The organism is Rhodococcus sp. NPDC055112 (assembly GCF_053607505.1).
Window position 1 is genome coordinate 36868 of the sequence record NZ_JBSGTR010000041.1, and the last position, 12696, is coordinate 49563.

Below are 12696 nucleotides of genomic sequence, written 5' to 3' on the forward strand. Positions count from 1 at the left end.
GCGCTGCGCACCCCGGCATCCTCGGCACGTTAAGCTGGATATTCATCCGCGACGCCCATGAAGTAAGGACCGGTTAGTGCAGACCCACGAGATCCGCAGGCGATTCCTCGACCACTTCGTCAAGGCGGGTCACACCGAGGTGGCCAGTGCCTCGCTGATCTTCGACGACCCGAACCTGCTGTTCGTCAACGCGGGCATGGTGCAGTTCAAGCCGTACTTCCTCGGCCAGCAGACCCCGCCGTACGACACCGCGACCAGCGTGCAGAAGTGCGTGCGCACCGGCGACATCGAGAACGTGGGCGTCACCACCCGGCACAACACCTTCTTCCAGATGGCGGGCAACTTCAGCTTCGGCGACTACTTCAAGCGCGGCGCGATCAAGCACGCGTGGGCGCTGCTGACGAACAGTGTCGAGGACGGCGGCTACGGCTTCGATCCCGAGCGCCTGTGGGTCACCGTCTACCTCGACGACGACGAGGCCCGCGACATCTGGAAGGAAGAGGCCGGCATCCCGGACGAGCGCATCCAGCGCCGTGGCATGGCCGACAACTACTGGTCGATGGGTGTGCCCGGCCCGTGCGGTCCCTGCTCGGAGATCTACTACGACCGCGGTCCCGAGTACGGCGTCCCGGGCGGCCCGGAGGCCGACGAGGACCGCTACCTCGAGATCTGGAACCTCGTGTTCATGCAGAACGAGCGCGGTGACGGCACCGGTAAGGACAGCTTCGAGATCCTCGGCCCGCTGCCCAAGCAGAACATCGACACCGGCATGGGTGTCGAGCGCGTCGCGTTCCTGCTGCAGGACGTCGACAACGTGTACGAGACCGACCTGGTGCGCCCCGTGATCACCAAGGCCGAGGAGCTGACCGGCCGCGCCTACGGCACCGACCTCGAGTCCGACGTCCGGTTCCGCGTCATCGCCGACCACGCCCGCACCGCCGTGATGCTCATCGCGGACGGCGTCAACCCCGGCAACGAGGGCCGCGGCTACGTGCTGCGGCGGCTGCTGCGCCGCATCGTGCGCTCCGCGAAGCTGCTCGGCGCCGACAAGCCCAGCATGAGCGAGTTCGTCACCGTCGTCCGCGACACCATGTCGCCGTCCTACCGGGTCCTCGACACCGACTTCGACCGGATCCTCGGCGTCGCGGTCGGTGAGGAGACCGCGTTCCTGCGCACCCTCGCGTCCGGATCGAAGATGTTCGAGTCCGAGGCGGACGAGGTCAAGGCCGCGGGCAAGAAGGTCTTCGGCGGCAGCGAGGCGTTCGTCCTGCACGACACCTACGGTTTCCCGATCGACCTGACCCTCGAGATGGCAGCCGAGGCCGGCCTGTCCGTCGACGAGGACGGCTTCCGCTCGCTGATGGCCGAGCAGCGCAAGCGCGCCAAGGAGGACGCCCAGTCCCGCAAGCACGCGCACGCCGACCTGAGCATCTACAAGGAGTTCGTCGATCGCGGCGAGACCGAGTTCACCGGCTTCGCCGAACTGACCACCGAGGCAACGGTTCTCGCACTGATCTCCGGCGGTGTCCGGGTGCCGACGGCGACCGCGGGTCAGGAGGTCGAGGTGATCCTCGACCGCACCCCGCTGTACGCCGAGTCCGGCGGTCAGATCGCCGACATCGGCACCATCACCGGACCGGGCCTGAAGGTCCGGGTCCGCGACGTGCAGAAGATCGCCAAGAAGCTGTGGGTGCACAAGGTCACCGTCGAGGAGGGGCAGCTCACCGAGGGTGACGCGATCCTCGCGCAGGTCGACGCGAACTGGCGGTCGGGCGCCACCCAGGGCCACTCCGGCACGCACATGGTGCACGCGGCGCTGCGGCAGGTGCTCGGCCCGAACACCACTCAGAAGGGTTCGCTGAACAAGCCCGGTTACCTGCGGTTCGACTTCGCGTGGCAGAACCAGCTGTCGGCGCATCAGCTCGCCGACATCGAGGCCGTCGCCAACGAGGCCGTCGCCGCCAACCACGCCGTCAACACGTTCGTCACCGACCTGACCAAGGCCAAGCAGATGGGCGCGATGGCCCTGTTCGGCGAGAACTACGGCGACGAGGTCCGGGTCGTCGAGATCGGCGGACCGTTCTCGATGGAGCTCTGCGGCGGCACCCACGTGCAGTCGTCGGCACAGATCGGTCAGATCACCATTCTCGGCGAGTCGTCGGTCGGCTCCGGGGCGCGCCGCGTCGAGGCATTCGTCGGGCTCGACTCCTACCGCTACCTCGCGAAGGAGCGCGCGCTGCTCGCCGGTGTCGCGACCGCGCTGAAGGTGCCGTCCGACGAGGTGCCCGGGCGCGTCGAGCAGCTCGTCGAGCGGCTCAAGGTCGCGGAGAAGGAACTCGAGGCGACCAAGGCTGCGGCCGTGCTGGCGTCGGCCGGGACGTTCGTCGACAAGGCCGAGCGAATCGGTGGTCTGCTGCTGGTGGCCGAAGCGGCCCCTGCCGGTGTCGCGGGCAACGACCTGCGCACCCTGGTCACCGACATCCGCGGACGGTTCGGCACCGAACCCGCCGTCGTCGTGCTCCTTGGTGATGCCGACGGCAAGGTGCCGTTCGTGGTCACCGCCAACAAGGCGGCCCAGGACCTCGGCGTGAAGGCGGGCGACCTGGTCGCCGCGTTCGGTCCCAGCATCGGTGGCCGCGGCGGCGGCAAGCCGGAGATGGCCCAGGGCTCGGGCACCGACGCGGCAGGCATCCCCGCCGCGCTCTCGGCGGTGCGCGCCCGCGTCGCCGAGATGGCCGGGTGAGCGAGGCCGATCAGCCCGGCGACCAGGGGCGGGGTCGCCGGATCGGGGTCGATGTGGGCAGCGTCCGGATCGGCGTCGCGGCCAGCGATCCGGACGGGATCCTGGCCACCCCGGTGGAGACCGTGGCGAGGGCCAAGTCCCGCGCCGACAGGTCCGACATCGAGCGACTCGCCGCGATTGTCGCGGAATACGAGGCCGTCGAGGTTATCGTCGGTTTGCCGCGAACCCTGCGAGGGGAGAGCGGAACCGCGGCCGGACTCGCCTCGAAGTTCGCTGCCCAGCTCCGGGATCGGTTGGCGCCCATCCCGGTTCGCATGACCGATGAACGCTTCACGACGGTCACCGCGTCGAGGGCCCTGCGTGAGAGCGGGGTCAAGGCGAAGGGGCAGCGGTCGGTGATCGACCAGGCCGCGGCCGTGGCGATCTTGCAAGGATGGTTGGACCAGCGCAGCAGGGAACTGCACTCGGAGCAGTCCCTGCCCTCAGAGATGGAGGACGGCGAGTGACCGATACCCGGTCGAGAGGGCCCGAGTTGCAGCCGACTCGCGCGGAAGTGCGTCGCGCACGGGAGGCCGCCGCGGGACGCAAGGGCAGGGGCAAGATCGTGGTCGCGATCGCCGGACTGAGCGCCGTGGCGCTGATCGCAGGCGTCGGCTACGTCGGCGCCAAGAAGCTCCTCGGCGGCGTGGACGCGCCCGAGGACTACGCGGCCGGTCAGTCGGGGGCCGATGTCGTCGTGCAGGTGCACCCAGGGGACACCGCCGACCAGATCGCCACCGAGATGGCCGAGAAGGACGTCGTGAAGAGCGCGTCCGCGTTCTTCAACGCGGCCGTCCAGAACGACGCCATGACGTCGGTGCAGCCCGGCTTCTACAACCTCAAGTCCCAGGTCCCGGCCGCGCAGGCCGTCGCGGGCCTGGTCGACCCGAACTCCCGCGTCGGTGCGCTGGTGATCTCCGAGGGCCGTCAGCTACACGACACCAGGGACGTGAACACCGGTGCCACCAAGCGCGGCATCTACACCCTGATCTCCGAGGCGAGCTGCCTGCCGACCCCCTCGGGTCAGCAGCAGTGCGTGAGCGTCGAGGACCTCAAGCAGGCGGGCGCCAACCCGAACCTCGCCGCGCTCGGGGTGCCCGACTGGGCGGCCGCCCGGGTCAAGTCGGTCCCGGACCGTACCCGTCAGCTCGAGGGCCTGATCGCCGCGGGCAAGTGGGATTTCGACCCGAGGGAGTCGGCGGCGGAGATCCTGACCACCCTGGTCAGCGGGAGCGCGGCCAAGTACGAGGCCACCGGCATCGACCGAGCGGGGAACGCGGTCGGCCTGAGCCCCTACGACCTGCTCGTGGCGGCGTCGCTGGTGGAACGGGAGTCCCTGCCGGACGACTTCGGCAAGGTCGCGCGCGTGATCGTCAACCGGCTCGCCGCGCCGCAGCGCCTCGAGCTCGACTCGACGGTCAACTACGCCCTCGACACCACCGAGCTCGCGACCACCGACGGCGACCGCGCGAAGGTCACCCCGTGGAACACCTACGCGATGGACGGACTGCCCGCGACCCCGATCTCGTCGCCGAGCATCGGCGCCGTGGAGGCCGTGGAGAAGGCGCCCGCGGGCGACTGGCTGTACTTCGTGACGATCGACAGCAAGGGCACCACGCTGTTCACCAAGAGCTACACCGAGCACCTCGAGAACAGCAAGAAGGCGCTGGCGAGCGGGATCCTCGACAGTGGACGCTGACCTGCCACGCAAGGCGGCGGTGCTGGGCAAGCCGATCGGCCACTCCAAGTCGCCGCTGCTGCACCTGGCGGCGTACCGGGCCCTCGGCCTGACCGACTGGACCTACGACCGGATCGAGTGCACCGGCGAGCAGTTGCCCGGGCTCGTCGACGGGCTCGGTCCGGAATGGGTCGGGCTCTCGGTCACGATGCCAGGCAAGGTCGCCGCCCTCGAGTACGCGACCGAGCGCACCGAGCGCGCCGTACAGGTCGGTTCGGCCAACACCCTTGTCCGGGTGCAGGGCGGCTGGCGGGCGGACTGCACCGACGTGGACGGCGTGATCGGCGCCCTTGCCGAGGTCGGGGTCACCGATCTGGGCGGCGCGACCGCGGTGGTGATCGGAGCGGGCGGGACCTCGCGGCCTGCGCTGCGGGCGCTGGCGGACCTCGGTGTCGACGCGGTGACTGTCGTCGCCCGCTCGGCCGACCGCGCGGCAGCCTCGCTGGCCTGCGCGTCGGAGATGGGCCTGCGGGCCCGCCATCTCGACTTCGATGCCGACGCGCTGGCCGCGGCGTGCGCGGACGCGGCGACGGTGGTCAGCACCGTGCCCGCGGACGCGATCGCGCCGTTCGCGAGCGCGGTCGCGAAGGCGCCTGTCGTGTTCGACGCCATCTACGATCCCTGGCCTACTCCGCTCGCCGCCGCGGTTCAGGCCGCCGGCGGGACGGTGGTCGACGGCCTGCGGATGCTGCTGAACCAGGCGTTCGGGCAGGTCGAGCAGTTCACCGGTCGTCCGGCGCCGCGCGCGGAGATGGCAGCCGCGGTCGCGCGCTGACGCGGCCTGGATCACCGGATGCCGGGCGGCTCGAGTCCCGGACCCAGAAGCGGCGGGATCGGATCGGGCATCGGGCCGATCGGAACCAGGTCGTCCACGAAGAGTGCCCGCAGGTCGTCGAGCCAGGAGGCGAGTTCGGTGAGTGCGAGGTATTCGGTCAGCCAGGTGAGGTCTAGGTACGGCATCGGGTGCTCCTTGTGTCGGTGTGTTTTCGACTGAACCAAGTGTGTTCGCCACGGGCGGCGCTCGACATCACCAGCAGGGAGGAAACCGCTCACCCCGGAACCTGATCCACAGGCCCGAATCGATCCACAGGCGAACCGTTTTCGCCGCTGGCACGGCATCGGTGATGTGCGGGCGGTGGCACCGTTCGGGACATGGTGGTGGTCGTGATGGGGCTCGCAGGCGTGGCCGTGGGAATGTGGACCCGCCGGTTTCTGACCGGGTTCAGCGCGCACCCGCCGATGTGGTGCGTGGCCGCGTTGGGGGTGGGGTTCGCGCTGTCGGGGGCGTCGGCGGCGTCCTGGGCGGTGACGGCGGCCGGCTGTGCGCTGATCTGGTGGTGCGTCTGCCTCTCCGCCGTCGACCTGGGGGAGCGCAGGCTGCCGAACGAGCTCACCCTGCCGGGCGCCTGTGCGGTGTTCCTGGCCTCTGTGCTGGTGGGCCGGGGGATGGCGGCCCTGGTGGGGGCGGCAATGCTGGCAGGTCTCTACCTCGTCGTGCACCTGGCGTCCCCGGCCTCGATGGGCGGCGGTGACGTGAAGCTGGCCCTCGGGCTCGGCGCCGCTGCGGGTGCGGCCGGTGCCCAGGCGTGGTTGGCGGCGGCGGTCGGTGCGGTGGTGCTGACCGCCGCCGCAGGCGGGTGCGCCCTTGCCCTCGGACGGGGTGGCCGCACGCTCGCGCACGGGCCGTCGATGTGCCTGTCGACGCTGCTGGCGTTGAGCCTGGCAGGGGGAGGCTAGCCGGGGACCGGGCCGGTGTGCGTTGACGACTACGTTTCGTGAAAAGATGGGCGGCGTGCTGCGCTGGATAACTGCCGGAGAATCCCATGGTCCCGCCCTCGTCGCCCTCCTGGATGGGATGGTCGCCGGGGTCGAGGTGACCTCCGAGGACATTGCTTCCCAACTCGCCCGCCGTCGCCTCGGCTACGGCCGCGGTGCCCGCATGAGCTTCGAGAAGGACGTCGTGACGATGGTCGGCGGCGTCCGGCACGGCCGCACGATGGGCGGCCCCGTCGCCATCGAGGTCGCGAACAGCGAGTGGCCCAAGTGGGAGACGGTCATGTCCTCCGACCCGGTGGACGAGGCGCTGCTCAAGGATCTCGCGCGCAACGCGCCGCTGACCCGCCCGCGCCCGGGCCACGCCGACTACTCCGGCATGCTCAAGTACGGATTCGACGACGCCCGTCCCGTCCTGGAGCGGGCCAGTGCCCGCGAGACCGCGGCCCGGGTCGCCGCAGGAACCGTGGCCCGCGCGTTCCTGCGTCAGGTCTTCGGCGTCGAGGTGATCTCCCACGTGATCTCCATCGGCACCGCCTCGGGCCCCGCCGACTCCCCGGTCCCCGGTCCCGACGACCTCGCGGACATCGACGCCAGCCCGGTGCGCGCCTTCGGCGCCGAGGCGGAGGCCGCGATGATCGCGGAGATCGACGCGGCCAAGCGGGACGGCGACACCCTCGGCGGTGTCGTCGAGGTGATCGTGCACGGTCTGCCCGTCGGGCTGGGTTCGTTCATCAGCGGCGAGAACCGGCTCGATTCGCGACTGGCCGCCGCGCTGATGGGCATTCAGGCCATCAAAGGTGTCGAGGTCGGCGACGGCTTCGAGACCTCGCGTCGTCGGGGTAGCGCCGCGCACGACGAGATGCGGCCCGGCCCGGACGGCGTGCTGCGGTCGACCAACCGCGCGGGCGGCCTCGAGGGCGGCATGACCAACGGCGAGGCGCTGCGGGTCCGGGCGGCCATGAAGCCGATCTCCACCGTGCCGCGGGCGCTCGCGACCGTCGACATGTCCACCGGCGAGGAGGCCGTCGCCATCCATCAGCGCAGCGATGTGTGCGCGGTCCCCGCCGCGGGCGTCGTCGCGGAGTCGATGGTGGCCCTTGTGGTCGCGCAGGCCGCGCTCGAGAAGTTCGGCGGCGACTCGGTCGACGAGACGATGCGCAACATCGGCGGGTACCTCGCCTCGGTCCGGGAACGCCTGTCGAGGTGACTCCAAGGGCAGTCCTGATCGGACCGCCGGGCGCCGGTAAGTCCACCATCGGGAAACGACTGGCGCGGGCGCTGGACGTCGACATCTTCGACACCGACGCCGCCATCGAGCGCGAAGCGGGCAAGACCATCCCGGAGATCTTCGCGCAGGACGGGGAGCCGGCGTTCCGCGCGCTGGAGGAGGACATGGTCCGGCGCGCGCTGATTGAGCAGACGGGCATCGTCTCGCTCGGCGGGGGCGCGATCCTGTCCGACACCACTCGCGCCAGGCTGGTCGGCCACACGGTCGTCTACCTGGAGATCAGCGTCGCCGAGGGCCTCAAGCGAACCGGTACCAACACCTCACGACCCCTCCTCAACGGTGGCGATCCGCGACAGAAGTACCGGGACCTGATGCGGCGGCGGCGACCGCTGTACCGGAAGGTGGCCACCATCCGGGTCCGCACCGACGGGCGCAGTCCGGCCCGGGTGGTGCAGCAGCTCGTCACCAAACTGGGGTAGAGCGGTGGCAGCACCGAGGCAGAAGCGACACAGCAGCAGCGCACAGAAGCGGAGAAGCAGACAGTGACCGAACCCGTACGCGTCGAGGTCAAGACCGCCAGTCCCTACCCGGTGATCATCGGCCGCGGACTGCTCGGTGAACTGGTGGACGAACTGATCGGCACCAGGACCGTCGCGATCTTCCACCAGCCGCCGCTCGCCCAGACCGCGGAGGCGGTGCGCGCCGCCCTGGCGGCGAAGGGCATCGACGCCCATCGCGTCGAGATCCCGGACGCGGAGGACGGCAAGGACCTCGCCGTCGCGGGCTTCTGCTGGGAGGTGCTCGGCCGCATCGGGCTGACCCGCAGCGACGCCGTGGTGAGCCTCGGTGGCGGCGCGGCCACCGACCTGGCCGGGTTCGTCGCGGCCACCTGGATGCGCGGTGTGCGGATCGTGCACGTGCCGACCACCCTGCTCGCGATGGTGGACGCGGCCGTCGGCGGCAAGACCGGCATCAACACCGACGCGGGCAAGAACCTGGTCGGTTCGTTCCACGAGCCGTCCGCGGTGCTGATCGACCTGGCGACCCTGGAGACGGTGCCGCGCAACGAGATCGTCGCCGGCATGGCCGAGGTGATCAAGACCGGGTTCATCGCGGACCCGACGATCCTCGACCTCATCGAGCGGGACCCCGAGGCGGCCCTCGACCCGACCGGTGAGGTGCTGCCCGAGCTGATCCGCCGGTCCGTGGAGGTGAAGGCGAAGGTCGTCGCCGCCGACCTCAAGGAGTCGGACCTGCGCGAGATCCTCAACTACGGACACACCCTCGGTCACGCGATCGAGCGCCGCGAGAAGTACCGCTGGCGTCACGGCGCGGCGGTGTCGGTCGGCCTGGTGTTCGCCGCCGAGCTGGGCCGGCTCGCGGGCCGGCTCGACGACGCGACCGCGGAACGGCACCGCACCATCCTCGAGAGCGTCGGCCTGCCCACCACCTACGACGCGTCCGCCTTCGCGGACCTGGTCAAGGGCATGCAGACGGACAAGAAGAACCGGGCGGGCATGCTGCGGTTCGTCGTCCTGGACGGGCTGGCGAAGCCGGGACGGCTCGAGGGCCCTGACCCGACGCTGCTCGCGGCCGCCTACTCCGCGGTGGCGCGCGAGGACCAGCCGGGCGCCGGCGGCACGGTGCTGCTGTGAGGGTGCAGGTCCTCAACGGACCGAACCTCGGACGGCTCGGCAAGCGGCAGCCCGAGGTGTACGGCGCCACCACCTACGCAGATCTCGTCGCGCTCTGCGAGGCGACCGCGGTGGAGCTGGGTATCGAGGTGACGGTCCGCCAGTCCGACAGCGAGGCCGAGCTGCTCGGCTGGATCCACGACGCCGCCGACGCGGGTGAACCTGTGGTGCTCAACGCGGGAGCCCTCACCCACACCTCGGTCGCGCTGCGGGACGCCTGCGTCGAGCTGGAGGCGGGACTCGTCGAGGTGCACATCTCGAATGTGCACGCCCGCGAGGACTTCCGGCATCACTCGTACCTGAGCGCGATCGCGACCGGCGTCATCGTCGGGTGCGGCGTCGCGGGATACCCGCTGGCGCTGAGGTTCCTCGCCGAGCGGTAGACGAACTGTGAGTGGGTTTCACCCCAGCCGGGGTGAAACCCACTCACATTCGCGCAGCGCCTGTTACTTCCCGTTCTCGGGCTTGATGGCCTCGAAGACCTCGGTGGGCGCGTCGTCGACGTAGTGGCGGCCGCTGCCCGCGTTCTGGTCGGTCTCGTAGTAGCCCTGAGCGTTCTCGTCGTAGCCCTGGCCGGTGCCGTGCTCGTAGGCCCATTCGGAGGCCTCGTAGTTCTCGTCCGCGGCCTCGACCACGTCGTAGTCCTGTTCGCTCGCGTACGCGCCCGCGGCGCCCGCCGCGGCCGGAGCTGCGGTCGCCCCGGACTTGCGGGCCTCGCGCCGCACCAGGAAGCGTCCGACCGCCACCGCGAGCATCGCGGGCAGGAAGACGAGCAGGATGGTGAAGGCGGCTCCGGAGGTGAGCTCGAAGAACAGCGTGTTGTCGCCGACGGCGATGCCGGTGATGGCGCCGACCAGCCAGGTCACCGCGCCTGCCAGCACGGCAGCGAGGGCGGCGGCCTTGAGCCACATCATGGTCAGATCGGCGCCGGACTCCTCGTCCACCGCGGAGCGCGCGTCCCTGATGCCGTCGAGCCCGCCCCACAACAGTGCGACCAGCACCACGAACGCGAGCGAGATCCACCGCAGTGACGATCCGTGCAGGGGCCACTGCGTGACCGCGAGTCCGAGCACCACCCTCGTCACGACATGCACCGACGCCATACCCAGACCACGAAGAAGCCACGAGTTCATGCCGACAGCGTAACGACCGCTCAATGGGACCTGTGGCCTAACCCACACCTGGCGCGGCGATGGCCCTCACGAGGGCCGGACGCTGCCGTAGGTTGAGCTCATGTCGACCGTCGATCACGGGTCCCGCCGGGCCGCGCTGCGCACTCTGCTCACCGACTGGGGCGTCGAGGCGCTTCTGGTGACCGATCTGCTCAACATCAGGTACCTCACGGGGTTCACCGGGTCGAATGCGGCGCTGCTCGTCGACGCCCGCGACGAGCCGGGTGCAGAGTCGCGGACCCTCATCTGCACCGACGGCCGGTACCTGATCCAGGTCGGCGAGCAGGTGCCGGACCTGGAAGCGGTGATCGACCGGTCGAGCGCCGGCCACCTGATCGGCCGCTGTGCCGATGCCGATACCGGCCCGGTGCGGCTCGGATTCGAGAGCCACGTGGTGACCGTCGACGAGCTCGCCGCCTGGCAGGAGCTGGCACCGTCACTGGAGATGACAAGGGCGCCCCGGCTGGTGGAGCGGCTCCGCATGGTCAAGGACGAGCACGAGGTGGGGTTGCTGCGGCGAGCGTGCGCGGCGGCAGACCTCGCCCTCGCCGTCCTGGTCGAGCGCGGGGGATTGCGACCGGGCCGGACCGAGCGGGAGGTCGGACGGGAGCTGGAGTTCCTGATGCTCGAGCACGGCGCGGACGGCATCTCGTTCGAGACGATCGTGGCGGCGGGCGCGAACTCGGCGATCCCGCACCACCGCCCGACGGACGCCGTGCTGGCCGCGGGGGACTTCGTCAAGCTCGACTTCGGGGCGACGGTCGAGGGGTACCACTCGGACATGACCAGGACGTTCGTGCTCGGTGCGGCGGCGGACTGGCAGCGCGAGGTGTACGAGCTCGTGGCGACCGCGCAGGCCGCAGGCCGGGCCGCCCTCGCACCGGGCACGGAGGTCGCCGCGGTGGACGCCGCGGCCCGCTCGGTGATCGAGGCCGCGGGCTACGGGGAACTGTTTCTGCACGGTCTCGGGCACGGCGTCGGGTTGGAGATCCACGAAGCACCGGGGATCGGCAAGCTCGGCACCGGTACACTGCTAGCCGGTGCTGCGGTGACGGTCGAGCCCGGTGTGTACTTCTCCGGTCGCGGAGGCGTCAGGATCGAGGACACGCTCGTTGTTCGCGAGCAGGAGCCCGAGCTCCTCACCCTCACCACCAAAGATCTCGTAATCGTCTGAAGGAGACGCGAAGTAAGTGGCTGACACCAGTGATTTCAAGAACGGGCTCGTGCTGAAGATCGAGGGCCAGCTCTGGCAGATCATCGAGTTCCAGCACGTCAAGCCGGGCAAGGGCCCCGCGTTCGTGCGGACCAAGCTCAAGAACGTGCTCTCCGGCAAGAACGTGGACAAGACCTTCAACGCGGGCGTCAAGGTGGAGACCGCGACCGTCGACCGTCGCGACATGACGTACCTCTACCACGACGGTAGCGACTACGTCTTCATGGACGGCGACACCTACGACCAGATCTCGATCAGCGAGGCCACCGTCGGCGACGGCGCGCGCTTCCTGCTCGAGAACATGCAGGTCCAGGTCGCGACCCACGAGGACGCGCCGCTGTTCGTCGAGCTGCCCGTCACGGTCGAGCTCGTCGTCAAGCACACCGATCCGGGCCTGCAGGGTGACCGTTCGACCGGTGGTACCAAGCCCGCGATCCTGGAGACGGACGCCGAGGTGCAGGTCCCGCTGTTCGTCAACACCGGCGACAAGCTCAAGATCGACTCTCGGGACGGCAACTACCTGGGCCGCGTGAACTCGTAGCGTGTCCGGTAGTCAGAAGAAGCTCGGGGCCAGGCACAAGGCCCGTAAGCGCGCAGTCGACTTCCTCTTCGAGGCGGAGGCGCGCGACCTCGACCCGGTCGATCTCGCCACGGAGCGGGCCGAGCTCGCCGGGACGGACGACGCCGTCGCCCCGGTGAGTCCGTACACCGTCACCCTGGTGACCGGGGTCGCGGAGAACCTCGACCGGCTGGACCGGGTCATCACCGACCACCTGCAGGACTGGACGCTCGAGCGTCTGCCCGCGGTGGACCGTGCGATCCTGCGAATCGCCGTGTGGGAGCTCTTCCATGCCACCGACGTGCCACCCGTGGTTGCGGTCGACGAGGCCGTGGAGCTGGCCAAGGAGCTGTCCACCGACGAGTCGCCGGGATTCATCAACGGGGTACTCGGTCAGGTGGTGCTCGTCGCGCCGCAGGTGCGGGCCGCCGCGGCCGCCACCTCGCAGCGCGCGGAGACCGCGCAAGAGCCGGGCGCCGACGCCTGACCCGGAGCAGAACGACACGCGAACGCCGCGGACCGATCACGGTCCGC

At 70.1% G+C, this 12696-nt stretch carries 13 protein-coding genes and 1 pseudogene; 12 read left to right on the plus strand and 2 right to left on the minus strand.

Annotated elements, in window-relative coordinates; translation table 11 throughout:
- The first annotated feature begins 76 nt into the window (after positions 1-76).
- The 4 genes and pseudogenes from alaS (at position 77) to ACWFRB_RS17855 (ending at position 5295) form a co-directional block, all read left to right on the plus strand.
- Complete coding sequence (gene alaS / locus ACWFRB_RS17840) at positions 77-2743, plus strand: alanine--tRNA ligase (protein ID WP_452642433.1); 2667 nt, start codon at positions 77-79, stop codon at positions 2741-2743.
- Positions 2740-3249, plus strand: a complete 510-nt coding sequence (gene ruvX, locus ACWFRB_RS17845) for a Holliday junction resolvase RuvX (protein WP_452642434.1) — start codon at positions 2740-2742, stop codon at positions 3247-3249. The genes alaS and ruvX overlap by 4 nt, the downstream gene beginning before the upstream one ends.
- Before the next feature lie 23 nt (positions 3250-3272).
- Positions 3273-4481, plus strand: a pseudogene (locus tag ACWFRB_RS17850) (endolytic transglycosylase MltG); the annotation flags it as partial.
- Positions 4471-5295 carry a shikimate dehydrogenase gene (locus tag ACWFRB_RS17855; RefSeq protein WP_452642435.1) on the plus strand — a complete coding sequence of 275 codons (825 nt, stop codon included), beginning with the start codon at positions 4471-4473 and terminating at the stop codon, positions 5293-5295. The pseudogene ACWFRB_RS17850 and the gene ACWFRB_RS17855, both read left to right, overlap by 11 nt.
- An 11-nt stretch (positions 5296-5306) precedes the next feature.
- Here ACWFRB_RS17855 and ACWFRB_RS17860 read toward each other — a convergent pair whose 3' ends face one another.
- The gene (locus ACWFRB_RS17860; RefSeq protein WP_452642436.1) at positions 5307-5480 is read right to left on the minus strand and encodes a hypothetical protein; all 174 of its coding nucleotides are present in this window, start codon (positions 5478-5480) and stop codon (positions 5307-5309) included.
- Between the two features lie 192 nt (positions 5481-5672).
- On the opposite strand from ACWFRB_RS17860, the gene ACWFRB_RS17865 reads away from it, so the two are divergent.
- The 5 genes from ACWFRB_RS17865 to aroQ all read left to right on the plus strand — a co-directional run bounded on the left by ACWFRB_RS17865 (position 5673) and on the right by aroQ (position 9601).
- On the plus strand, positions 5673-6257 hold the full coding sequence (locus ACWFRB_RS17865; protein WP_452642437.1) for a prepilin peptidase: 585 nt from the start codon (positions 5673-5675) through the stop codon (positions 6255-6257).
- A 46-nt stretch (positions 6258-6303) separates the two neighbouring features.
- Positions 6304-7503 carry a chorismate synthase gene (gene aroC, locus ACWFRB_RS17870; RefSeq protein WP_452642438.1) on the plus strand — a complete coding sequence of 400 codons (1200 nt, stop codon included), beginning with the start codon at positions 6304-6306 and terminating at the stop codon, positions 7501-7503.
- Entirely contained in the window at positions 7500-8003 is a 504-nt protein-coding gene (locus ACWFRB_RS17875; protein WP_452642439.1) for a shikimate kinase, read from the plus strand. The genes aroC and ACWFRB_RS17875 overlap by 4 nt, the downstream gene beginning before the upstream one ends.
- 63 nt (positions 8004-8066) lie before the next feature.
- Positions 8067-9179 (plus strand): 3-dehydroquinate synthase, encoded by a 1113-nt coding sequence (gene aroB / locus ACWFRB_RS17880; RefSeq protein ID WP_452642440.1) that lies wholly within the window; start codon positions 8067-8069, stop codon positions 9177-9179.
- Positions 9176-9601 (plus strand): type II 3-dehydroquinate dehydratase, encoded by a 426-nt coding sequence (gene aroQ / locus ACWFRB_RS17885; protein WP_452642441.1) that lies wholly within the window; start codon positions 9176-9178, stop codon positions 9599-9601. Before aroB ends, aroQ begins: the two co-directional genes overlap by 4 nt.
- A 63-nt stretch (positions 9602-9664) precedes the next feature.
- Here aroQ and ACWFRB_RS17890 read toward each other — a convergent pair whose 3' ends face one another.
- A complete protein-coding gene (locus tag ACWFRB_RS17890; RefSeq protein ID WP_452642442.1) occupies positions 9665-10351 on the minus strand; it encodes a B-4DMT family transporter in 687 nt (228 codons plus the stop codon).
- A 100-nt stretch (positions 10352-10451) separates the two neighbouring features.
- Here ACWFRB_RS17890 and ACWFRB_RS17895 point away from each other — a divergent pair, with 100 nt between their 5' ends.
- The 3 genes from ACWFRB_RS17895 to nusB are packed head-to-tail and all read left to right on the plus strand — an operon-like array spanning position 10452 to position 12649.
- The gene (locus ACWFRB_RS17895; RefSeq protein ID WP_452642443.1) at positions 10452-11564 is read left to right on the plus strand and encodes a M24 family metallopeptidase; all 1113 of its coding nucleotides are present in this window, start codon (positions 10452-10454) and stop codon (positions 11562-11564) included.
- 16 nt (positions 11565-11580) lie between these two features.
- On the plus strand, positions 11581-12144 hold the full coding sequence (gene efp, locus ACWFRB_RS17900; protein ID WP_136909217.1) for an elongation factor P: 564 nt from the start codon (positions 11581-11583) through the stop codon (positions 12142-12144).
- A 1-nt stretch (position 12145) separates the two neighbouring features.
- Positions 12146-12649: a transcription antitermination factor NusB gene (gene nusB / locus ACWFRB_RS17905; RefSeq protein ID WP_452642444.1), complete on the plus strand. Its 504-nt coding sequence runs from the start codon at positions 12146-12148 to the stop codon at positions 12647-12649.
- The last annotated feature ends 47 nt before the right edge of the window (positions 12650-12696 follow it).

Bases quoted from the DNA above. Each gene is read 5' to 3' on its own strand.
- ACWFRB_RS17860 (WP_452642436.1), bottom strand. From the start codon at position 5,480: ATGCCGTACCTAGACCTCACCTGGCTGACCGAATACCTCGCACTCACC.
- ACWFRB_RS17865 (WP_452642437.1), top strand. From the start codon at position 5,673: ATGGTGGTGGTCGTGATGGGGCTCGCAGGCGTGGCCGTGGGAATGTGG.
- aroC (WP_452642438.1), top strand. From the start codon at position 6,304: ATGGGCGGCGTGCTGCGCTGGATAACTGCCGGAGAATCCCATGGTCCC.
- ACWFRB_RS17890 (WP_452642442.1), bottom strand. From the start codon at position 10,351: ATGAACTCGTGGCTTCTTCGTGGTCTGGGTATGGCGTCGGTGCATGTC.
- ACWFRB_RS17895 (WP_452642443.1), top strand. From the start codon at position 10,452: ATGTCGACCGTCGATCACGGGTCCCGCCGGGCCGCGCTGCGCACTCTG.